Source organism: Winogradskyella psychrotolerans RS-3, from assembly GCF_000427335.1.
GTDB classification, from domain to species: domain Bacteria; phylum Bacteroidota; class Bacteroidia; order Flavobacteriales; family Flavobacteriaceae; genus Winogradskyella; species Winogradskyella psychrotolerans.
The window spans coordinates 47,688-71,032 of sequence record NZ_ATMR01000094.1; the positions used below are offsets into that span (position 1 = coordinate 47,688).

The following is a 23,345-nucleotide window of genomic DNA, read 5'->3' on the forward strand; positions in this document are numbered from 1 at the left end:
ATTTACCCTGTTGTGTCTTATTAATAGAAACAAAAGATAAAATAAAGTATGAAATTTCAATATGTAAGTATTTGTTTTTTAATAGGTTTAATGATGTCTTGCGGTAGCACTGAACGTGTTATTACTGAGGACGGAAACGTCTATGAGATAAAAGGAAATTCTATTAAAAACAATGGAACCGATATTACAGAAACATTGACAGAAGAGCGTAAATCTGAAATTGAATCGACTCTAAAAGCAAATAGAAAAGCGAAAGCAGAAGCAGAAGCGCTAGAAGAGGATCTTAAAGCGGAACAGAAAGCGTTAAAAGAACGAGAAGAAGCTGTAGAAGAGAAACAAGATGAGCTTGAAGAACAGCAAGAAGCATTAAAAGAAAAGTTAGAAGCAAAAGAAGATGCTCGTGATGATTTTTTAAAGGCAAAGAAACGGTTAGAAAAACAACAAAAGAAATATGAAAAGCTAAAGAAAAAAGGGAAACTATCACCAAATGAAGAGGACGAATGGTCCGAAAAATTAAACGATTTAAAAGAAGAGCTTGAAGAAGCAAAAGAAAAAATGAATAACTTAAATAAATAAAAAATTATGAAATATATATTAACTTGTGTTGGCCTAGTGTTTGTGCTGTTTTTAAACGCGCAAGAAGTAACCAAAGAAGGGAAAATCTATGAGGTTAAAAGTGAGAAAATCTTTTTAGAAGGAAAAGATGTGACAACTACTTTGAGTTTAGAAGAAAAAGCTATTATTTTTAAGGAAGCTGCTGCAATTGCAGAAAAAGTGAAAATGGAGGCCGCAGCTAAATTGGAAGCAGCCAAAGTTAAAGAAGTTGAAGCGAAGGCAAAATTAGAAGCCGAAACCGTAAAGGCGGAAGCAGTGAAATCTGAAAAAGCAGCTGCAAAGCTTAAAAAAGAAGAAGAAAAGGCGATAAAGAAAACAGATGATGCTGCCAAAAAGTTAGAGAAAGAAAAGGAAAAAGCAGAAAAAGCACAGAAGAAAGCAGAAAAAGCTCAAAAAAAGGCGGAGAAGGCATTGGGAAAACAAGTAAAGCTAGAATCTAACTTGCAAAAAGCTGAAGATAAATTAAACAAGTCTCAGCAGAAATATGAGAAGTTAAAAAGAAAAGGTAAATTGTCACCTGTTGATGAAAGTAAGTGGCTAGATAAGTTAGCAAAGCTTACTGAAAAAGTACAAAAGGCAAAACGAAAAATATAACTATGTCTAACGTTTTAAACGTAGCCTTAATACAAACGTCTTTGGTTTGGGAAAACCCCAAAGAAAATCGACGTTTACTAAATGAAAAGATCAACACCATTACAAAAGGTGTTGATCTTATTGTTTTACCAGAAATGTTTACCTCTGGTTTCACCATGAACCCTGCATTGGTCGCTGAAACTATGACTGGAGACACCATAATTTGGTTAACACAATTAGCCAAAGAAAAAGAGGCCGCTATTATGGGAAGTCTTGTGATTTCTGAAAATAACAAATTCTATAATCGTATGGTTTGTGTGGATCCGTCCGGTGCAATTACAACCTACGATAAACGCCATACCTTTACATTAGCAGGCGAACACAACGTTTATACAGCCGGAACTGAAAAAGTGATGTTTAACTATAAAGGTTGGAAAATTTGTCCGTTGGTTTGTTATGACCTACGTTTCCCTGTTTGGGCTAGAAATGTTGAAGATTACGATCTTTTAATATATGTGGCCAATTGGCCTAAAGTACGTATAAAAGCTTGGGACGCTTTACTAGAAGCTAGAGCTATAGAAAACATGACCTATTGCATTGGTGTGAATAGAGTAGGATTAGATGGCAATAACCATGAATACTCCGGTCATTCTGTGGCGTATGATGTTTTAGGAACTAGAATTGACAACTTTTTAGAAAATGAAGATGCTATAGAAATTGTGACTTTAGATAAAGATCTCATTACAAAATATAGAGAAAAATTAAATTTTCTAAACGATAGAGATCACTTTAGTCTGACAGAATAAAATCAATTACAAAGTCAAAATTAGAGCGCACCTCTTCTATGGGTTCTGAGTAACTAACACGTTCTGGTTGTATGCCTAATAAGAAATTACCGGTATCATACTTTCCATTTTCATTAGTGTCATAAATAGCACGTAGTTTGTATTTTCTAGGGACTAAATTTCTAAAATCTACGACAGGCGAATCTTTAGCATAACGCTCATACAATACATCTCCTTTCTCATTAACGAGTTGCACAATTAATGGGAATTTAGCATTTCTAATATTAACTCTTATATTTCCATACTCAGATTTCATTTTGGTTCTAATAGAATAAGTCAATGTATCTATATTAGTGTTGTCATAAAAATCAGTAAATGTGCCAGGAAGCATTGTGAAGTTGTATTTCTGATCTTCTTGCTTATCTATAGGGAATTTATACTTATTAAAAATAGAATCATATTCCACTTTTAAAGGCACAGCTAAAGAATCTTTGTCTATAATTTTAATCTTTGTCGTGTCAATTTTAGTTAATGGAATATTAGCTTCAATAGTAAAATCCTCATTAAAATGTAATGTTCCTTGTAGAGACGGTTTTATACTTAAAGAATCTCCTTTTATAGTTCTAAAACGATGTTTAAAGGTGTCAATTTGCTTATCGTTCTTAACGATAAAAAATGTCGTGTCAATTTCAAATTTTGGTTTGTACCAATAGTATAATGTATCTGTTTTCGGATCTTTTACAATTCGGGTTTTATAATCTTCAGGTGTATCGCCGAGCACTTCGATTCGCATGGATTCATAATCACCTTCATACGGGAAAATAATTCGTGTTTCACCATCTTGTGAAGGTTTAACCGCTTTGTAATTTACTTTTTCGTTAAAAAGATTGAGTTTGTAAGAGTCATCCGCTGGTACTGTAATAAAGCCTTCTTTAAAACCTATTTTATCGTTTTTCTGATTGAACATGTAATTTGAGTTCTTATCCTTTAATGCAATCAGTTTATAGGTTCCTGCTTTAATGTTTTCAATGTTAAAACTTGTAAGGCTATCAAGTGTATTGGTAATATATCTTGGTTTTTGTTTATAAATAATAGAATCTGTATAAGTAGAATCTACCTCATACAACATCACCGAAATAAATGTATCTGGTTCTTCTTTTAGAGCATCTACAACATAACCTTTTACAGACAATGAATCGATAATGTTTCCTGTAGAAAATACATAGCGGTAATAAGGATAAGGGTTTTCTTCGTTGTTGTCTACAATACTTTCTCCAAAATTAAAGGCATAGGTTGTGTTGGCTTCTAAAGTATCAACTATTTTAATTGTAATGTAATCACTAGCTCCACTCATGGGTGTCACAATTGGATCTGTGTCCATTGGAGGAGAAACAATAAGTTGTTTTCTAAGGTCTTTTATTTTGATGTATTCATTAAAATAAATTCTTATTTCGTCACCTTTAAAGTTAGTCGAGAAATTCGCTGGTACAGATTTTGTTATTTCTGGTGGTAAAATATCCTTTTCTCCACCTGTAGGAGTACCACGATTGGCGCAACTAGCTATACTAATTGCAATTAAAATCAGAATTAAAATTCGCATTAAAGGTAAACGCATCTATTCAAAATAATTTAGCACAAAGAAACAATATAATTTATTTAGAAACGAAAAATTAATCTGCAATTGCCATAGTAGCAAGACTTAACTTAATATTATCAATTTTTAACAAAACTGTAGCACAAGCTTCAACCGTTGCACCTGTTGTAATGATATCATCTACTAGCAAAATATGTTTTCCGGTTAAAGATTTATTTTCAGAAATACCAAATAATGCACCATCGTCATTCCAACGTGTTAAGCGGCCTTTAAATACTTGTGTTTTAGACGATTTTGTTTTTATTAAAACGGTGTCATTATACTCTGCGTTTAGTGCATTTGCAATGGCTTTTCCAAACTTTGCCACCTGATTATAGCCACGCTTTCTCAACTTAGATTTATATAAGGGTACTGGCACAACAACGTCGATGTTTTTGTAAGCCTCAATAGTTGCTAATTCTGCACCAAACCAGTTGCCAAAGAATTCTCCGATATCCTCATGACCTCTATATTTTAAATTATGAAGTATTTGCTGTACGATTCCTTTTTTGAAAAATGCAATAAGGCCGTTGCATTTTCGAGTTTTACACGTCCATAAACTACCTTTTTTACGTCTTCCGCATTATCAAAATGGAAGTTGGTAACTGGTAAATGGTGTCTGCAAGAGGTACATAATACAATTTCATTATCAGCCAAAACATTATTACACGCTTCGCAAACCTTAGGAAAGAACAAGTTTAACAAGTTTTTCATCACTTAGTCGATTAAAATAAAATTAGACTTCAATTAACTCTAGTTTCGCCTTAAATTAATAAAAATAATAATGATAGTTAACCCTCAGCTATTTAATTATAGATTGATTATTAGTTCTTTATTAGTTGTTTTAACTGTTTTAGGAATATATAGCTTTAATAAATATAAATCCATTGAATCTTACGAAGACTTCTTAAAACAAGAAAAAATTTTGATAGAAACAGAGCTATCAGAATTATTATCAAGTTATGACGAACTAAGTCAAGACTATAATTTTATGACTTCTCAACTTGAAGAAGCAAAACTTGAAGCTAGTAATGCTTTGGATTCTTTAAAATTATTAAATAGTGATTTATCAATTATCACTAAGTTTAAAGATCAACTTATAGTTTTCAAATCGAGAAATAAAGTACTGCTAAGTACTATGGATTCTCTAAATTCTGCGAATAAAAAATTACAGAATGAAAAACGTTATGCTTTAAATACGATAAAAAATAATACCTTAAAAATTAATGGTTTAGAGGAAGTTAACGACTCGTTGTATAAAACCATTGACAATGCTGCGGTATTAAAAGCTAGTCATATTAATGCGCAATCGTATAAATTAAAGTCGGGTAAAAAACGATTTACGGATCGTGCAAAACGTACCAATGCCATTGACGTATGCATTACGTTAAATGAAAATCCACTGGCATTAGATGGAGAAAAAGATATTTACATACAAATTGTGAGTCCACAAGGCAATGTTGTATCAGATAAAGGCGAAATATTTTTTGGTGATACCTCATTAAACTACAGCTTTAAAGAAGTTGTAAATTACGAGAATGAAAACTTAGAAATATGTACAGCTATAGTTGCTGATGATGAGGATCAACCCTTTTTAAAAGGTAGCTACTTTATTAATGTTTTTCATCAAAACACAAAGTTAGGTAGTACAAGTTTAAACTTAAAATAGATAATACTTATAAATAACCATATAATTTTTGTAAAACCGTTCTGTTAATCAGAGCGGTTTTCTATTTTTGCAACATTATGGCAAACGAAGATCAATTTAAAAAAGTAATCTCTCACGCAAAGGAGTATGGTTACGTGTTTCAGAGTAGTGAAATCTATGATGGACTAAGCGCAGTTTATGATTATGCTCAAAATGGAGCAGAATTAAAGAAAAATATCAGAGACTATTGGTGGAAAGCCATGGTACAAATGCACGATAATATTGTAGGGATTGATGCTGCAATATTTATGCATCCAACCACATGGAAGGCTTCTGGCCACGTCGATGCTTTTAGCGATCCTTTAATTGATAATAAGGATTCTAAAAAACGCTATAGAGCAGATGTTTTAGTAGAAGATTATTGTTTAAAAATTGAAGCTAAAATTGAAAAGGAAGTTAAAAAAGCGGAAAAACGCTTTGGAGAATCTTTTAATAAAGAAGAATTTATTTCTACTAACGGACGTGTTGTTGGGTACCAAGAAAAAATCGATTCTATTTTAAAACGTTTAGGTCAATCTTTAGAAAAAGAAGATTTAGCAGACGTAAAAGCATTAATCGAAGAATTAGAAATTGCTTGTCCTGTAGCAGGAAGTCGTAATTGGACAGACGTTAAGCAGTTTAACTTAATGTTTGGAACTAAACTTGGTGCGTCTACAGAAACGGCGATGGACTTGTATTTACGTCCAGAAACAGCTCAAGGTATTTTTGTTAACTTTTTAAATGTTCAGAAAACAGGACGTTTAAAAATTCCTTTCGGAATTGCACAAACAGGAAAAGCATTTAGAAACGAAATTGTTGCGAGACAGTTTATCTTTAGAATGCGTGAGTTTGAACAAATGGAAATGCAATTTTTCATAAAACCAGGCACACAGAAAAAATGGTTTGAGCATTGGAAAGAAACACGAATGAAGTGGCATCTTTCTCTTGGAATGGGAGAAGAAAATTACCGTTTCCACGATCATGAAAAATTAGCGCATTACGCTGATGCTGCTACAGATATCGAATTCAAATTTCCATTTGGATTTAAAGAATTGGAAGGAATTCACTCGCGTACAGATTTCGACTTAAAACAACATGAAGAGTTTTCTGGTAAGAAACTACAATATTTTGACCATGAAGATAACGAAAGCTATACACCTTACGTTCTTGAAACCTCTATTGGTTTAGATCGTATGTTTTTAGCTGTTTTCTCAAATGCTTTAGTTGAAGAAGAATTAGAAGATGGTAAAACACGTACTGTTTTAAAACTTCCAGCCGTGTTAGCTCCTGTTAAAGCTGCTATATTTCCTTTATTGGCAAAAGATGGTTTACCTGAGGTTGCAAAAAAGATTGTTGAGGATTTAAAGTGGGATTTCAATGTTGCTTATGAAGAAAAGGATACGGTTGGTAGACGTTACAGAAGGCAAGATGCCAACGGAACGCCATTTTGTATCACAGTAGATCATGATACTTTAGAAGACAACACCGTAACCATTCGTCATAGAGACACTATGGATCAAAAACGAGTAAAAATTGAAGATTTAAAAGAAATTATTAAAGCAGAAGTTGATGTGAAGCATTGGCTAATGAAGATGTAATTACAAATTCTTGTGAAAGCAGGAATCTTATATAAATTAAAACACCCAAGCTTTTAAAGTTTGGGTGTTTTTTATTTTCTAAAGGATTTAATTAGGCAAACACCCAAATAGTTATCACTATAAAATTTTATTAGCTAAATAAGCAGCATCTTTTTTTATACCTCCCAATGTAGCAGAACCTCTTGTGTGCAACCATGGTAATCCAATAAAATAAAGTCCTTCTGTGGTGCTAATCCCTCTACTATGTTTTGGGTAGCCATCGTCAGTAAGCTCTAAGTTGTCTATCCAATTAAAATTGGGTTTGTACCCAGTAGCCCAAACAATATTTTTAATATCAGTAAGTTCTGCTGTTGCGGTTTTTATGGTGTTTAACTCAGCGTCTATGGTATGACCTACAAGCGTTATATTAGCGCGCTTTATAATCGTTTTTACGTCCGTCCCAATGATAGGTTGCTTGGATTGATTAATTTTTTTTCCGATCCATGAGTTTTTACTAAAACTTAAAAATCCTGTTTTTGTAAACCACCACCATAATGTTTTACCTAAAAATTCTTGAGGTAGTGTTCTAATATCTGTACTACCCGAAAAATAAGTGGTTTCTGAAGTATTTCTAGATATCTCATCCAAAATTTGAAATCCGCTATCTCCACCACCTACAACTAAAGTAGACCCTTTTTGTAATTGATCCGAGTTTTTGTAATAATTACTATGTACCTGATAGATGCTATCCGAAAGCTTGTTGTGAAACTTTGGGGTGTATGGAATATGAAATGGTCCCGTAGCTATAATAACATGCTTACAGGTAATTTCTTGTTGATTCGTTTTTATGATAAAATGAGTGTCCTTTTTTTCAATATGTTGCGCCAGAGTGTTTAATTGCACTGGAAAATCAAATTTGTCTACATACGTTTTAAAATAGGCTGCTACTTCATATTTATCTGGATAATGACCTTTTGGCGCAGGAAATGGCATTCCTATTAAGTGATTAAACTCAGTAGGTGTAAATAATTTTAAAGAATCCCAACGATTAAGCCAAGACGCTCCAATTTCGTCTTCTCTGTCAATTATTAAAAAATCTTTCTGATTTTGTTTTAGAAAATAAGCCATAGAGAGACCTGCTTGTGCAGCGCCTACTATTACAAAGTCTATCATTACTGTGTTTTGTTGTTATTTTGGCAGTATACCGTTTTTAACGGTTTTAAACAAATTGAAGGGTATGTATTTGAAAGTGTTTTGCGATTCGCTAAAAATAAGCCTTCAATTGAATCGTGCCTGTATGGATCATTTTAGACGTTTCAGATTTACGTCCAAAATAATTTAAATTCAAATCTAAATATTTCGTCAGTTTTTTCTGTGCTAATAAGCTCCAAGTGAAGTTTTTTCCTGGCTGTAAACCTTCAAGTATTTGGTAAGCTACAGGAGAGTTCGCATTCCCTTCAAATTCATTTTCAAAAAAGTTGAATTCACCAGTTAATGCTATTTTTTGAGCATTGTTATACGTAAAAGACAACCCGTAATTATTTTGTGCTAAGGTTTCTAAACTTCCGATGGTGTTTTCTTTTGATGTGTATTGGTAAAACACATCGAATTGCGCATTTTCATTAAATAGATATGATAATTTTGGTTGAAATCGGGTTTCTTCAATATTGAAATTTCGGTTTGTAAAATTTTCACTTATACTTTCATTGTTTCCATACGTACTCAACATATTTGCTAACCAATTTGTAGAGAATTTATGATTGAAATTGAGTTGATGATTGGTTAAGCCATTTTCTTGAGAGCCTATAGATAGTAAATTTCGACTGGTATTCGTTAAAAAGGTGTAACTCGTTGTATAGTGTTGCTTTCCTCTGTTGTAAAACAATACATTTCGCACACTATTGTTTAGTGCTAACTGATTTTCTTCATCATCCTTAAATGGATTGAGATTAAAATTATTGCCATCACGTTTTATTTTTCGATCTATTAAATACGAGGTTTGATTATAAAAATGCGAAAAGAATTTTTCGGTTTTATTTTCAGATTTAGTCCATTGTTGTGGGTTAAAAGTGATGGTTTGACTCAAACGATTTTGATGGGTGCGCACAAAAACTTGATTTGGTAATAATACCCGAATATAAATACCTTGATCCGAGAATTGCGCAATTTCGAATTCGTTTAATTCTTGTATGCTATTCTCGTTGTAATCAATCCAAGTGTAAGCTCCTTGTCCGGCTTCTACTTCAACATAGGTAAAATCTTGTTGAGGTAAGGTTCCAGAATTCGTTTCAAAAGTGGTGTTCCATAAAATAAGATTGTTAAATAGCTTCTGACTAAAATTTAAGCGACTATTCAAACTTTGTTCATCTTCAATAGTGATGTCTTCCGATTTTAAATCTCTGAAATTCACAAACAATTGAAGACTGGTATTTTTATTCTGAATTACTCTAGATTTTAGATAATAGGTGTTAGAGCTGTTTACACGCTCCAAATTGTTGTTACGTAAGCTGTCATTAAAACGTTTAATATAACCGACTTCTGCAAATACGCTAGTACTATCTCCAATACCGACAAAAGCCTCATAAGATTTAAATTTTTGACTCAATGGAGTTAAGGAATCTGTTGTAGTAACGCGTTGCTCGTTATCTTCTGTGGCAAATTTTACACCAGACCATTTATTGTTTTTACCATAAACAACACGGTTAAATGAGCGTAAAAATGTAGAACGGTTAATAGTGCTTTCATTGTTTAAAACACTAGAATTTGTGAAAATTCTAAAATCACCTAAGCGTAAATTAGCCGTAATATGATGTCGGTTTCCATTGAAGTTTTCAGAATAGTTTAAATGTTCAAAATTATAGGTTGCTAAACCTTTTTTAGAATGTGATAAACGCAACCCTGTTGTGAGTAATAATTGATTTCCAAAATCAAAATTATCTTCACCTGTTTCTGAAGTCTCTAAATTCCAATCCCTGTTAAATTCAGCTCTGTAAAGTCGCTGTATGGTATTAAAATCTTTTTGAATAAAATCAGCATCAACCAATGCAGATAAATTCCATAGACTATCTGTTTGAATGATGCTTTGTTTTAAGGTGAATTTTCCTGCATAACCATCATTATTGCCATCATCTAAATTCGAAAATAAATTACTATCCTTTTTACTTCCTGCCAATTCAAAAAAGAGATCTGTTTTTGTGCTTGGTCTATATTGACCATTAACAATCGCAATTTGCAATCGTTCTGGTGCGATTAATTGTACTATAGGCTCATAGTTTCCTTGAGGTACACCAGCAATTGGTGATACATATTCAAAAATATTATTAATAGCATTTGTATTCACCGATACATAATTTCCCTGATTTGCACCAACCAAGGTAAAACGCACACTGAATAATTCATCTTCAGGGGTATTAGAAAACACAAATATGTCTTCTGCTCCAAAAGTTTCTTTTCTGTATAAAATTCGATTTTCGGAGTAGGATGTTGGTGTTGCAGAAGGTGCCGACATTAAATCTTGATTGTCTCCAGCGTCTGCCAAAACTTGCGTTTGCTCTGTAGAAAGGTTTTGTTGCAATGGTTGATTTTTAGCATCACTTTCAGAATAAATAGACACGTTTAACTTTAAAGTTTCGGTTTCAAAATTTGCACCTCCAAAGACTGTAAATCGCGAATAATTACGTTCACTAAATTGATAATCTACCGTAATCCGCATTTCAGAAGTAATGGGAAATGTAGAGTTAAAAATGATTTCTCCAGCATTATAATCAATAATGTAATCGTTGTTTTCTCCACGTTCTAAAGGCACTCCGTTTACGTAAACGGTTTCGCTACCAGACACCACAAGAACGTATAATTCATTGTTTGAGCCGCGTAATTTATAAGGACCTTGGTTACCTTCTTGAGCTGTGAATTGTGTTGTTGTAAACTGACCACGTACTAAAGCACCTGAGGCATAAACTGATGTTTTTTCACTTAGGTTAGCATTCACCATTAAACCTTGTACACGTTTCGAAAAATTGGCGAAATAACTTTTAGTGTTTTCTAAATCGATATCTCCTGCGCGTATGTTCCAATCGTCACTAAACAACTCAATAAAAACTTGATCAAATTCATCTAAACGTTGCGAATAGCCACTTTCTTGCAGCGGAATATTAGCATCTTGTATAGACGCTCTTAAGGACACTTTATCACTCAGTTTTCCCGAAATTTGTAAATCGAGTTCACTATTTAACACGGAATTCTGATTGTTCCCAATCGTTACTCCACGCGAAATACTTCCAGATGTTGTTAAGCCATCAAAAGGAGTAAAGGTATTTTTAGAGGTGGTATTCTGAAGTTGGTATAATTGCTGAAATTCTGATGTGCGTTCAATAATAACCGTATCGTCTAACTGCTGGTAAAGGTTAGTTATAAATTTAGGATAGCGTAAATATTCAATTTGAATGGTATCCGTTTTAAGAGGTTGTTTAAAACGTAGAATGGCTTTTATAAAATCGATTGTATACAAAGTGGAATCTATAATTTTGTTGTCTTTAGTCCTGACTTTAAATAAGGAAGGGTTGATATTAACAGAATCAATTTGAATAGAATCCCTAACTGCTATTTTCTTTTTTATATAATTACTGGAATTCTCTTGTGCCATAGCACTAAAAGAACAGATAATTATTATAATAAGTATAGCGTATTTCATGTAGAATAATAACTTCTTAAAGCAAGAAATATTTTATCGTTAAATGCAGTATAAAATTATAGGGTAAAAGTACAGTATTATTTAATTTAGCAGTTAAACAGAAAATGACGAGATGAAACGAGCATGTTGAAGCTTTAATTACCCAAACGGATGATTAAAAGCGAACAGCATGTGACCATTGAAAAACAATAAATATAAACACATGAAAATAGTTTCTTATAACGTAAATGGTATTAGAGCGGCCGTAAAGAAAGGCTTTGTAGATTGGTTAAAAGCAACAGCGCCAGATGTAATTTGTTTACAAGAAATTAAAGCAATGGAAGAACAAGTCGATTTAGATTTGTTTACAGAAGCAGGTTACAATTTTAATTATTGGTATAGCGCACAGAAAAAAGGCTATAGTGGTGTTGCTGTTTTATGCAAAAAAGAACCCAATCATATTGAATTTGGTACAGGAATAGAGTCCATGGATTTTGAAGGGAGAAACATTAGGGTTGACTATGACAGAGTTTCAGTGATGAGCATGTATTTACCATCTGGTACTAATGATGCACGGTTATCCCATAAGTTTGAATATATGAATCTTATTCAGCAGTATTTGAATGAGCTTCAAATTGAAAAACCAAATTTAGTGGTTTGTGGAGATTATAATATTTGTCATGAAGAAATCGATATTCACAATCCAAAAATGAAAGGGGTTTCAGGATTTTTACCAGAAGAACGCGAGTGGTTAGGAGAATTTATAGATAGTGGTTTTATAGATAGTTTTAGGTATTTACATCCTGAGCGTCAGGAGTATTCATGGTGGAGTTACAGGGCAAATTCTAGAGCCAATAATAAAGGTTGGAGGTTAGATTACGCTATGGTAAGTGCTCCGTTACAAGAAAAATAAAACGCAGCGTTATACTAACGGAAGCAGTTCATAGTGATCATTGTCCGATTTTGCTCGAATTAGATTTATAAGTTCTAGATTTAAATTTAAGCACTAACAAAAAGATTAATAAACATAAAATAGCCTCAAAATCATGATTAAAAAACTTTCAATTTTAGCATTAACATTTACCCTATTCTCATCTTGTGTCTCTAAGAAAATCTACACAGATCTTGAAGATAAATACGCGACTCTTAAAAAGGAAAACCGCAGTATGTCAGATGAATTAGAAACTTTATCTAAAGATAAAACCCAATTAAATAACGATTTAGGTAAGCTTCAATCAGCTTACGATGTTGCTGTTGCTGATCGCGATAAGCTTCAAGCAGATTATGCTGCCGCTAAAACAAATCTTGAAACTTTAAAAGCTTCCTACAAAGCATTAGAAGAAAATAGTTCTGCATCAATTGCGAAAAACTCACAGAAAAACAGAGAACTTTTAGCACAGTTAGAAGCGAAGGAACAAGCCTTAGCAGCAGAAAATGAACGTTTAAATACGCTAAAACGAGAATTGGAAAGTCGTTCGCAACGTGTTGCTGAATTAGAAAGTGTGATTGCAGCAAAAGATGAAGCAATGCATAAATTAAAAGATGCTATTTCTAAAGCCTTAACTAATTTTGAAGGTAAAGGATTAACTGTTGAACAACGTAATGGTAAAGTCTATATTTCTATGGAAAACAAATTATTGTTTGAATCTGGAAGTTGGTATGTAGGATCACAAGGAAAACAAGCTGTAAAACAATTAGGAAGCGTATTAGCTGAAAATCCTGAAATCTCAGTTTTAATAGAAGGGCATACCGATAATGTGCCTTACAATGGGAATGCACAATTGAGTGGTAACTGGGATTTATCTGCAAAACGTGCGACTGCCATTGTAAACATCCTTAGAGAAAATGACGCTATTAATCCTGGAAATTTAACAGCTGCAGGACGTGGAGAATTTGCTCCAATCGCAACAAATGATACTTCTGAAGGAAAAGCAAAAAACAGACGAATTGAAGTGATATTGACACCTAAGTTGGATGAGATTTCTAAGTTGTTGAATGAAATTTAAACTAGAAAGTCATTGCCAGGAACAAAGTAATCTTTTGAATTTGAGTTTCAATTTAAATGAATTGTCTCGACTCCAAAGGCTTTTCGTAATGATATATTAACAAACATTTAGACCTCACAGATTTTTAAAACCTGTGAGGTCTTCTTATTTTTACAGTATATTCTAGGCATATAAATGTACCGCTGAGCGCAGTCGAAACCTAGATTAGAAAATTAAGTTTAACTAAAATGAGATTCCTGCTTTCGCAGTAAGTGCTATGAAATATACAACATTACCAAATACAGAAATAAAAGTTAGCAAAATATGCCTTGGCACCATGACTTGGGGAAATCAAAATACCCAAAATGAAGGTTTTTCTCAAATGGATTTTGCATTAGATAAAGGAGTTAATTTTTTTGATACAGCAGAATTATATCCTGTACCTGCAAAGGAAGAAACTTATGCAGAAACCGAACGTATTATAGGTAATTGGTTTGCTAAAACAGGAAATAGAGACAAGGTTATTCTTGCTTCAAAAATAGCAGGAACAGGTGATTATACAGCTCATATTAGAACTAATGGTTTTAGTAAAGAAGCGCTTAACGATGCGGTAAATGATAGTCTGAAACGTTTGAAAACGGACTATATAGATTTGTATCAATTGCATTGGCCAGAAAGAGATACAAATACCTTTGGTAAACGCGATTATAATTATAATTCAAAAGATAAATGGGAAGATAATTTTAATGAAATTCTTCACAATCTTGATGATATTATTAAATCAGGAAAAATAAGAGAAGTCGGAATTTCTAATGAAAAAGCTTGGGGAACTATGCGTTATTTAGAAGAATCTAGGCAGCATAATCTACCAAAGATGATTACGATTCAAAATGCGTATTCACTATTATGTCGACCATTTGAAGGAGATTTGGCAGAAGTAGCGCATAGAGAAAATATAGGCTTATTGGCTTATTCACCAATGGCATTTGGTGTCTTATCTGGGAAATATATAAACGGAACAGCGACAAAGGATGCACGCTTAAATGTGTATTCTCATTTTTCGCGCTATAATAGCGCAAATGCCACGGAAGCAGCGAAACGTTATTTGAAAATTGCAGAAGATAACAATATGTCATTGGCACAAATGTCGCTTGCTTTTGTAAATGAACGTCCTTTTGTAACTAGTAATATCATTGGAGCAACGAATCTTAAACAATTAGAAGAAAATATAGATAGTATTAATATCTCGTTATCAGATGAGGTTATGGAAGCTATAAACGCTGTGCATGCTGAGATTCCTAACCCTGCAACATAAGTTAGTTGCTTCATTAAAAAAAAGCACTCATGTTTGATGAGTGCTTTTTTTATTGACTAAATTTTAATCTGTCGATTAATTTGTTCTTGTAAAGAAATAAATGTTTCTGTTCGAGACACTCCTTTGATACTTTGTATTTCTGAGTTGAGCACATGCATTAAGTGTTCATTGTCCTTAGAGAGAATTTTAATAAAAATAGACCAGTTACCTGTAGTGTAATGGCATTCAATCACCTCAGGGATTTTTTGTAATTGCTTTACAGCTTCAGGATTGCTAATGGCTTTATCGAGATAAACTCCAACAAAAGCCATAGTGGTATAGCCTAAAACTTTCGGGTTAATTATAAATTTTGATCCAGCGATAAGTCCCGATTTTTCAAGTTTTTTTAAACGCTGATGTATGGCAGCACCAGAAATACCAACATTACGAGCAATCTCAAGAATGGGTGTTCTGGCATCTTCCATTAAAGCACGCAGTATTTTTTTATCTATGCCATCGATGTAAATACCGTTATCGTTAATTTTCATTGGGATTCTTGTTTATAAATTGAAAGTTAAAAATAACGAATCAAATTCAATATAATTATGATGATATATAGTTAATCTTCGTATTCTAATTCCGTAAAAGAACCGATTAAAACGGTAGTATTAGCATTATCTAAAGTAGTTGCAGAAATGTTGAAAGTTCCAGAAATAATTCGAATTCCTGTTTCTGTTGGATGTGTTCTATCTTCAGTAATTGTAACATTTCCTGATGTAGAGTAATAACTAATTTGAGGATTGGCTTGTCTTATAATACCGTGGGTCACAAAATTATTCGAATCGATATCTCCCATTTCCTTTACTGTACCGGAGCTAAAGCCACCAGTGCCATTTAAAAATAAAGTGACTTGATTTCCACTAGTATCTGCAATATTAATGCTCATGGTATTACCATTTGTTCCTGAGGAAATTAGGTATGTGCCATCTGTAAAATTATAATCGTTAAAAGTGCCTCCGTTAATCGTTGCAACCATTCCTGGGTTTTCATTAAGCGGAGGCGAGTTATCGTTATCATCATCGCTACAAGATGTCATACAAAGCAATAAAACGAAAATTTTGAGTAAGTGTAGGGTTTTCATGTTTTTTAAATTTGGGTACTTATTTGATTTTTGGTTAATTACGGTGTCAATATACAATTTTTTAAATAACGGTAATTGGTTAAATGAAATAAGAAAAAAAACATAATCAGATTAAGCATTAAGCGGATTATAACCTAAATAAGGGACTTCATACTCTTTAAATATAATATCATAAGATTCTAATTCTTTTAAAATTGGAGTATAAACTTCTTTTGTTATTGGAATTTGAACTCCTGGTGTTTTTATTTTACCATTCAGGATAGCTAAAGTCGCAATGGCAACTGGTAAACCTACTGTTTTGGCCATTGCAGTATAGGTTTGGTCTTTTCCAAGGGTAACCATTGTAGAATCAATTTGATATTTATTGCCATCAAGTTCGTAGCCAAATTTATGATACATTACGATCATATCTTTGTCGTTTTCGCTTAATGTCCAGCTATCCATTAATATTTTCTGAAGGATTTGAGCAGGAGTGCCTTTATCAAGTCCTACCATTTTTTTAGGATTAAAAATGTCGAGTTCTAAGAACTTTTCCCAAACAGTATCATCTTGGTCAATTTTTAAGGCATGTCTAAATTTAAGCTCCACTGAATCCGTTGGACTGTATGGTAAAAAGGAATTTACAAAATCACGGTAACTCATATTGGTACTATCATCAATAGTGTAGCTATCATCTGTCATTCCTAATTGTACAAAGACGTTCCATGCTCTACTAAAACCAACACGTCGAATGGTACCTCTATATAATGTTTTGATATGATCTAATCCATAAACTTTCTGATATTTTAGAGAATCTCGGTTAGCATAACCTTCAAAACGGCCATAACCTTCAACATCTAAAAATTCGGTACGTCTAAACAAACGATTGTAGGGTATGTATTTAAATTGGTTCTCCTGCAGAAATTTTGCAGCTCCACCTTGTCCGGCAACAACTACGTTTCTTGGGTTCCATGTAAATTTATAGTTCCAAAGATTGTTGTCGCTTTCGGGTGCTACTAAACCACCTGTAAACGATTCAAATAAAATCAATTTTCCACCTTTGTCTCTAATACGATCAATGACATGCATAGCACTCATATGATCAACGCCAGGATCTACACCAATTTCATTCATAAAGATGAGGTTATTGGCTTTGGCATCTTCGTCTAAGGCTTGCATTTCTGGACTTACATAAGACGCCGTAACCATATTCTTTTTGTAGGTAATACAATCTTTGGCAACTTCTACATGAAAACGTGCAGGGAGCATTGAGACCACTATATCTGCTTTCTTAACAGCAGCAACTCTAGATTCTGCATTAAATACATCTAAATGAATAACGTCTGTATTAGGATGATCGCCAACGAGCTTTTTAGCGTAGTCTACATTGAGATCTCCAATGGTGATATGAAGCTTTTCGGATTGAGAATTATCGAGTAAATATTTTATAAGATAAGAACAAGATTTTCCTGCTCCAATGATTAATATGTTTCGCATAATGAGTTTATATAACTAATTTTGTATTGAATTTATGCAAGCATTTTGAGTTTTAGTAAAAATGCTTAAATAAATTCTTCGTACGAATGTAACAAATACAAGAGGCATAATAAACCGAATTCACATTTTTAATTATGAACAAGAGATTATTAGTTACCGGATCAGTTTTAGGAATATTAGGTATTATTTTGGGTGCTTTTGCTGCACATGGTTTAGAGAAGTTGGTTGATTCTAATGCGATTAAAACCTTTGAGACAGGTGTGCGCTATCAAATATATCATGCTTTTTTTCTCCTAATTTTAGGGAGTACATCATTTGTAAGTTTAAAACAAAAAAGATTATTTTTATTTGGTTTTATTGGGGGTTATTTTCTTTTCTGGCTCTATATATGGGCTGGCAACAAATTCACTTTCTGGCTTCGATTTTAAATCTATTGCTTTAATGACTCCTGTCGGTGGATTATTGCTTATAATGTCTTGGGTAATAATGTTAATAGGCATTATAAAAAATAAGATGGATTAATATAAATCAAAGGTGTTGTTTCAAAATAATATTATAATTTTGCAGCACTAAACAACACAAATATTATGGCAAATCATTCCCAATCAACGAAAACGATTTCGTTGGATCAATATGGAATTAAAAATGCAAAAGTAAATTATCAATTATCTTCAGATGAATTGCATGCTGAAACAATTTCTAAAGGCCAAGGCGTAGAATCGTCGTCAGGTGCTTTAGCAGTTAATACAGGTGAGTTTACAGGTCGTTCTCCAATGGATAGATTTATTGTGAAAGATGATATCACTAAAGACAAAGTTTGGTGGGGAAACATCAATATTGCTTTTGATAGTGATAAGTTTCAGAAGCTTTATGATAAAGTCGTTGATTATTTATCTGAAAAAGAAATCTATGTACGCGATAGTTACGCTTGTGCAGATGAGGATTACAAATTAAATATTAGAGTTATTAATGAGTATTCTTGGAGCAACATGTTTGCGTATAACATGTTTTTACGTCCAACGGAAGCTGAATTAGAAAACTTTTCACCAGAATGGACTGTGGTAAACGCGCCAGGTTTTATGGCTGATCCTGAAGTTGATGGTACACGCCAACATAACTTTGCGATTTTAGATTTTACACGTAAGATTGCTTTAATCGGTGGGACTGGTTATACAGGTGAAATTAAAAAAGGAATTTTCTCAGCATTAAATTTCATTCTTCCAGTATTTAAAGATACGTTACCAATGCATTGTAGTGCCAATGTAGGTAAAGATGGTGATACGTCTATTTTCTTCGGCTTATCCGGAACAGGAAAAACAACACTTTCTACCGATCCTAATCGTAGTTTAATTGGTGATGATGAACATGGATGGACAAAAGAAAATACCGTGTTTAATTTTGAAGGTGGTTGTTACGCTAAAGTAATTAACCTATCTCAAGAACAAGAGCCTGAGATTTTTGCTGCGATTAAAAAAGGAGCCATTTTAGAAAATGTAATTATGGATGATAAGGGCAACGTCGATTTTGCTGATACCTCTATTACTCAAAACACAAGAGTTAGTTATCCAATCTACCATATAGAGAATATTAGAAAACCTTCTGTGGGTGAAAATCCTAAGAATATATTTTTCTTAACGGCAGATGCTTTTGGTGTTTTGCCTCCGATATCTAAACTGACTCCAAGTCAAGCAGCATACCATTTTATTTCTGGGTATACAGCTAAGGTTGCTGGAACAGAAGCTGGAGTCGTAGAGCCAGTACCAAGTTTTTCTGCTTGTTTTGGAGCTCCATTTATGCCGTTACATCCAACTGAATATGCTGATATGTTAAGCAAAAAAATGCTGGAAGCAGGTGTTAATGTTTGGCTGATCAACACCGGTTGGACAGGTGGTCCTTACGGAGTTGGGACACGTATGAAGTTAAAGTATACACGTGCCATGATTAATGCAGCATTAAATGGTGAATTAGGCGACTATACTTATGAAGATTATCATATCCATTCCGTATTTGGAGTGGCACAACCAAGAAGTTGTCCTGGAGTACCAACAGAAGTGTTGAGTCCAAGAACGACTTGGAATGACGATAAAGCTTATTATACTATGGCATTTAAATTATCTAATGCGTTTAGAGAGAACTTTAAGAAGTTTGAGTCTTATGCTTCAGAAGAAGTAAGACGTGGTGGTCCACAACGTTATGCATTCTAGATCATAACTTATATAAACTAAAAAAGCGATTCTAAAATTTAGAATCGCTTTTTTTTATATCTAATAGTTTGTACTATTTACCTTTATTTACGGAATCAATATACTTCTGTAAAGCCATTGTCATTGAAGGTGTTTCTGGAGTTGGTGCAGCGATATCTACACGCATTCCCTTTTCTTCAACTGCTTTAACGGTTGTGTTTCCAAATACAGCAATACGTGTATTTTTTGTTCAAAATTAGGAAAGTTATGGAATAAAGAATCTATACCTGAAGGGCTAAAGAATACCAAAATATCATAATACACATCAGCCAAATCAGATAAATCACTAATAACCGTTTTGTAAAACGTAGCTTGTTTCCAATTAACACCTAATTCGTTTAATAATTCAGGTATAACAGGTTTAACTTTATCTGTTGTTGGTAATAAAAACGATTCGTCTTTATATTTTTTAATCAAAGGCATTAGATCTTCAAACGTACGCTTCCCAACGTAAATTTTACGCTTTCTATAAACCACATATTTCTGTAGATAATAGGCAACAGCTTCAGACTGGCAGAAATACTTCATAGAATCTGGCACTTTAAAGCGCATTTCATCTGCAACTCTAAAGAAATGATCTACTGAATTTCTACTTGTAAGTATAATGGCTGTGTACTTTGTAAGATCTACTTTTTGCTGTCTCACATCCTTAGAGGAAACACCTTCAACATGAATAAAGGGTCTAAAGTCCACTTTTACTTTTTGCTTTTCTTGCAAATCAAAGTATGGGGAGTTTTCTATTTTAGGCTCTGGTTGTGATACTAAAATTGTTTTCACTTTCATACGTAAACGGGGTGTTTTAAACGTTATACTCCCTAATTACCTTAAATAAAAGTATATAAGGGCTAATTTCGAGAGCGCAAAGATACAATAAAAAATAGAAAAAATTTGGATTTATTGATTTTTGATGGGTTTTGAATGAAGATAAAAATCCAATGGCGTTTATAAGGCAAACAATAGAGATTGCTGAGATTATGATAATATTCATAGGTATGTCTGTATACAGTAAAAATAAATTTGCCATTAAAAAAACGAGACCAGAAAAATTCTTAAAGGTTGTCTTTTGAAATAAGTAATCATCTATTAAACTATCAATTTCAAAAAGGCTCCCAATAAGGCGTTCCAAAAGTGTTTTTATAATAATAACAGTAGAGACAGCAAACGTTAGTTTTAAGAATGACATCAGCTCAAAATGAACAGGTGTTACAAACGTATTGTAAGCAAAATAGATAAAAATACTTAGGGATAGCGAAAGGTTAATAAACAGAAAGCTATCAAATTGATCTATAAATTTTTGATCCTTAGCGTATATCTTAAGGTATTTTGAATTACCAATGACATACAAGAAATCGTTGAAGCGAAGTGTGTTTAAATATTTAGCAACCACGATGGTAAACAATCCTATGATTGTAAAAATGGTAAACCACTCGTGTGTTATATAATTTCGCATGCCGCTAAATTATAAAAAAATGAGCTTACAATTAGAAGTACGATTCATAACTATCAAAAAAGTTAATTACAGTATATAATCCATTAAAAACTTTATTTTTGTTGAAATTCTAAGAAGTCGCTCCAACGAGTGTTTAAAAGTGAGTTAATGTCTGACGCAATTGTCATAATCCCGACCTATAATGAGATTGAAAATATAGAATCAATCATCAGAGCTGTGTTTTCACAGTCAAAGGAATTCCATGTACTTATTGTGGATGATAACTCACCAGATAAAACAGCAGATACCGTTAAACAGTTACAACAAGAATTTAAGGATCAATTATTTTTGTTAGAACGCAATGAAAAAAGTGGATTAGGATCCGCTTATATTGCAGGGTTTGAATGGGCTTTAGGAAAATCGTATCAATATGTTTTTGAAATGGATGCCGATTTTTCACACAATCCAGATGATCTTTCTAGATTGTATAAAGCTTGTGTTGCTGGTGCAGATGTCGCTGTTGGATCGAGATATGTAAAAGGTATTACAGTTGTTAATTGGCCAATGTCTCGTATTTTGTTATCTTATGGAGCATCACGTTATGTGAGATTAATAACACGAATGAAAGTTAAGGATTCTACAGCAGGATTTATATGTTATAAAAGATCTGTTTTAGAAGCCATAAATCTTAAGAAAATAGAGTTTGTAGGTTACGCGTTTCAAATTGAAATGAAATTCAAAGCCCACAAAAAGGTTTTAAAATTGTAGAAATACCAGTTATTTTTAAAGATAGAACAAAAGGAAAATCTAAAATGAGTGGAGGTATTATTACCGAAGCTATATTTGGAGTAGTTAGTTTAAAATTAAAAAGCTTATTTGCTAAGTAAAGATACATGAAGCGAAATACCCTCATAAAAAACGCAAGAATTGTTAACGAAGGAAAAATTGTTGAAGGTGACATTCTTATTGAAGATAATATTATAAAAGAGATTGACACATCAATAAGTGTTAAGTCTGCTGATATTTTGGTTATTGATGTAGAAGGGAATTATGTTTTTCCAGGAATGATAGATGACCAAGTGCATTTTAGAGAACCAGGACTCACACATAAAGGAAATATAGAATCGGAATCTAGAGCAGCTATTGCTGGTGGAATTACGTCTTTCATTGAGATGCCAAATACCAATCCACAAACGACAACGGTAGAAAAGTTAGAAGAGAAATTTGCCATTGCAGCAAACTCATCTTACGCTAATTATTCGTTTATGTTTGGTGGCACCAATGATAATTTGGATGAAATTTTAAAGGTGGATCCCAAAACGGTTGCAGGTCTAAAACTATTTTTAGGCTCTTCTACAGGAAATATGCTCGTAGACGATCCTAAAGTGATTGAAAAAATATTTTCGAGTACTGATATGGTTATATCTGTACATTGTGAGGATGAAGCGACTATAAAGGCAAACTTAGCGAAATATAAGGAGGAATATGGTGATGATATTCCTATGGAAATGCATCCTAAAATCCGAAGTGAAGAGGCGTGTTACATATCATCTTCAAAAGCGATTGAATTAGCTAAGAAAACAGGGGCAAGGTTACATGTGTTTCATCTGTCTACAGGAAAGGAAACAAGTTTATTCTCGAATAAAATTCCATTAAAAGACAAAAAGATTACAGCTGAGGTCTGTGTGCATCACTTGATGTTTTCAGAAGAAGATTATGCTAAAAAAGGAAGCCATATTAAGTGGAATCCTGCAGTGAAAACATCGAAAGATAGAGATCAACTCTGGAAAGCATTATTAGATGACAGAATAGATGTCATTGCTACAGATCATGCTCCGCATACTTTAGAAGAGAAAAATAATAAGTATACAAGTGCACCTTCCGGAGGACCATTAGTACAACATGCGTTGATGGCTTTGATGGAAGCACATCACCAAGGAAAAATTTCCGTAGAAAAAATTGTTGAGAAAGCCTGCCATAATCCGGCTATACTGTTTAATGTTGAAAAACGTGGTTATATTAAAGAAGGCTATTTTGCAGATTTAGTAATTATAGATCCTCAAAGTCCTTGGACGGTTAATAAGAGTAATATTCTATACAAATGTGGTTGGTCTCCGTTTGAAGGTAACACCTTTAAAAGCAGAATCACACATACGTTTGTGAACGGTCAATTGGTATATAATAATTTCAATGTTTTAGAGGTTAAAGCAGGACAACGACTAACTTTTGATAGATAAG

The 23,345-nt window shown here is 33.1% G+C and carries 18 protein-coding genes and 4 pseudogenes; 12 read left to right on the forward strand and 10 right to left on the reverse strand.

Going from position 1 to position 23,345, the window contains the following annotated elements; all coding sequences use genetic code 11:
* Positions 1-48: 48 nt before the first annotated feature.
* The 3 genes from ADIWIN_RS08025 to ADIWIN_RS08035 are packed head-to-tail and all read left to right on the forward strand — an operon-like array spanning position 49 to position 1,994.
* Positions 49-576: a hypothetical protein gene (locus ADIWIN_RS08025; RefSeq protein WP_020898166.1), complete on the forward strand. Its 528-nt coding sequence runs from the start codon at positions 49-51 to the stop codon at positions 574-576.
* 6 nt (positions 577-582) lie between these two features.
* Positions 583-1,209 carry a hypothetical protein gene (locus ADIWIN_RS08030; protein ID WP_020898167.1) on the forward strand — a complete coding sequence of 209 codons (627 nt, stop codon included), beginning with the start codon at positions 583-585 and terminating at the stop codon, positions 1,207-1,209.
* A gap of 2 nt (positions 1,210-1,211) precedes the next feature.
* Positions 1,212-1,994: an amidohydrolase gene (locus tag ADIWIN_RS08035; protein ID WP_020898168.1), complete on the forward strand. Its 783-nt coding sequence runs from the start codon at positions 1,212-1,214 to the stop codon at positions 1,992-1,994.
* Here the strand turns inward: ADIWIN_RS08035 and ADIWIN_RS08040 are convergent.
* The 3 genes from ADIWIN_RS08040 to ADIWIN_RS21850 form a co-directional block, all read right to left on the reverse strand.
* A complete protein-coding gene (locus tag ADIWIN_RS08040) occupies positions 1,978-3,588 on the reverse strand; it encodes an Ig-like domain-containing domain (RefSeq protein ID WP_020898169.1) in 1,611 nt (536 codons plus the stop codon). The two genes, ADIWIN_RS08035 and ADIWIN_RS08040, sit on opposite strands and share 17 nt — an antisense overlap.
* Before the next feature lie 55 nt (positions 3,589-3,643).
* Positions 3,644-3,985 (reverse strand): ComF family protein, encoded by a 342-nt coding sequence (locus tag ADIWIN_RS21845; protein ID WP_316929646.1) that lies wholly within the window; start codon positions 3,983-3,985, stop codon positions 3,644-3,646.
* Positions 3,986-4,080: 95 nt separating this feature from the next.
* Complete coding sequence (locus tag ADIWIN_RS21850) at positions 4,081-4,320, reverse strand: hypothetical protein (RefSeq protein ID WP_020898171.1); 240 nt, start codon at positions 4,318-4,320, stop codon at positions 4,081-4,083.
* A gap of 70 nt (positions 4,321-4,390) precedes the next feature.
* Between ADIWIN_RS21850 and ADIWIN_RS08050 the strand changes: the two genes are divergently transcribed.
* Positions 4,391-5,275 (forward strand): DUF8428 domain-containing protein, encoded by an 885-nt coding sequence (locus ADIWIN_RS08050; protein WP_020898172.1) that lies wholly within the window; start codon positions 4,391-4,393, stop codon positions 5,273-5,275.
* Between the two features lie 77 nt (positions 5,276-5,352).
* Positions 5,353-6,891, forward strand: coding sequence for a glycine--tRNA ligase (locus ADIWIN_RS08055; protein WP_020898173.1), 1,539 nt, complete (start codon positions 5,353-5,355; stop codon positions 6,889-6,891).
* Between the two features lie 117 nt (positions 6,892-7,008).
* On the opposite strand, the gene ADIWIN_RS08060 is transcribed toward ADIWIN_RS08055, so the two are convergent.
* Together ADIWIN_RS08060 and ADIWIN_RS08065 are read right to left on the reverse strand one after the other, a co-directional pair.
* Positions 7,009-8,043, reverse strand: a complete 1,035-nt coding sequence (locus ADIWIN_RS08060; protein WP_020898174.1) for a flavin-containing monooxygenase — start codon at positions 8,041-8,043, stop codon at positions 7,009-7,011.
* 91 nt (positions 8,044-8,134) lie between these two features.
* The gene (locus ADIWIN_RS08065; protein WP_040756729.1) at positions 8,135-11,560 is read right to left on the reverse strand and encodes a DUF8818 domain-containing protein; all 3,426 of its coding nucleotides are present in this window, start codon (positions 11,558-11,560) and stop codon (positions 8,135-8,137) included.
* 202 nt (positions 11,561-11,762) lie between these two features.
* On the opposite strand from ADIWIN_RS08065, the pseudogene ADIWIN_RS08070 reads away from it, so the two are divergent.
* The 3 genes and pseudogenes from ADIWIN_RS08070 (at position 11,763) to ADIWIN_RS08080 (ending at position 14,839) form a co-directional block, all read left to right on the forward strand.
* Positions 11,763-12,523, forward strand: a pseudogene (locus tag ADIWIN_RS08070) (exodeoxyribonuclease III).
* Between the two features lie 62 nt (positions 12,524-12,585).
* Positions 12,586-13,545 carry an OmpA family protein gene (locus ADIWIN_RS08075; protein WP_020898177.1) on the forward strand — a complete coding sequence of 320 codons (960 nt, stop codon included), beginning with the start codon at positions 12,586-12,588 and terminating at the stop codon, positions 13,543-13,545.
* 256 nt (positions 13,546-13,801) lie between these two features.
* Positions 13,802-14,839, forward strand: a complete 1,038-nt coding sequence (locus ADIWIN_RS08080) for an aldo/keto reductase (protein WP_020898178.1) — start codon at positions 13,802-13,804, stop codon at positions 14,837-14,839.
* A 56-nt stretch (positions 14,840-14,895) separates the two neighbouring features.
* On the opposite strand, the gene ADIWIN_RS08085 is transcribed toward ADIWIN_RS08080, so the two are convergent.
* The 3 genes from ADIWIN_RS08085 to ADIWIN_RS08095 all read right to left on the reverse strand — a co-directional run bounded on the left by ADIWIN_RS08085 (position 14,896) and on the right by ADIWIN_RS08095 (position 17,435).
* Positions 14,896-15,366 (reverse strand): Lrp/AsnC ligand binding domain-containing protein, encoded by a 471-nt coding sequence (locus tag ADIWIN_RS08085; RefSeq protein WP_020898179.1) that lies wholly within the window; start codon positions 15,364-15,366, stop codon positions 14,896-14,898.
* A gap of 71 nt (positions 15,367-15,437) precedes the next feature.
* Positions 15,438-15,959, reverse strand: coding sequence for a hypothetical protein (locus ADIWIN_RS08090; RefSeq protein WP_152487234.1), 522 nt, complete (start codon positions 15,957-15,959; stop codon positions 15,438-15,440).
* Between the two features lie 111 nt (positions 15,960-16,070).
* Positions 16,071-17,435, reverse strand: a complete 1,365-nt coding sequence (locus tag ADIWIN_RS08095) for a saccharopine dehydrogenase family protein (protein WP_020898181.1) — start codon at positions 17,433-17,435, stop codon at positions 16,071-16,073.
* Positions 17,436-17,569: 134 nt separating this feature from the next.
* On the opposite strand from ADIWIN_RS08095, the pseudogene ADIWIN_RS08100 reads away from it, so the two are divergent.
* Positions 17,570-17,957, forward strand: a pseudogene (locus ADIWIN_RS08100) (DUF423 domain-containing protein).
* A gap of 65 nt (positions 17,958-18,022) precedes the next feature.
* Positions 18,023-19,639, forward strand: coding sequence for a phosphoenolpyruvate carboxykinase (ATP) (pckA, locus tag ADIWIN_RS08105; RefSeq protein WP_040756730.1), 1,617 nt, complete (start codon positions 18,023-18,025; stop codon positions 19,637-19,639).
* A 73-nt stretch (positions 19,640-19,712) separates the two neighbouring features.
* Here pckA and ADIWIN_RS08110 read toward each other — a convergent pair.
* Both ADIWIN_RS08110 and ADIWIN_RS08115 read right to left on the reverse strand, forming a co-directional pair.
* A pseudogene (locus ADIWIN_RS08110) lies at positions 19,713-20,461 on the reverse strand (uroporphyrinogen-III synthase).
* 16 nt (positions 20,462-20,477) lie between these two features.
* Positions 20,478-21,128 carry a DUF4271 domain-containing protein gene (locus ADIWIN_RS08115; protein WP_020898186.1) on the reverse strand — a complete coding sequence of 217 codons (651 nt, stop codon included), beginning with the start codon at positions 21,126-21,128 and terminating at the stop codon, positions 20,478-20,480.
* 147 nt (positions 21,129-21,275) lie between these two features.
* Between ADIWIN_RS08115 and ADIWIN_RS08120 the strand changes: the two are divergent.
* Positions 21,276-21,994: pseudogene (locus ADIWIN_RS08120) on the forward strand (polyprenol monophosphomannose synthase).
* 6 nt (positions 21,995-22,000) lie between these two features.
* The gene (locus tag ADIWIN_RS08125; protein ID WP_020898188.1) at positions 22,001-23,344 is read left to right on the forward strand and encodes a dihydroorotase; all 1,344 of its coding nucleotides are present in this window, start codon (positions 22,001-22,003) and stop codon (positions 23,342-23,344) included.
* Position 23,345 lies beyond the last annotated feature (1 nt).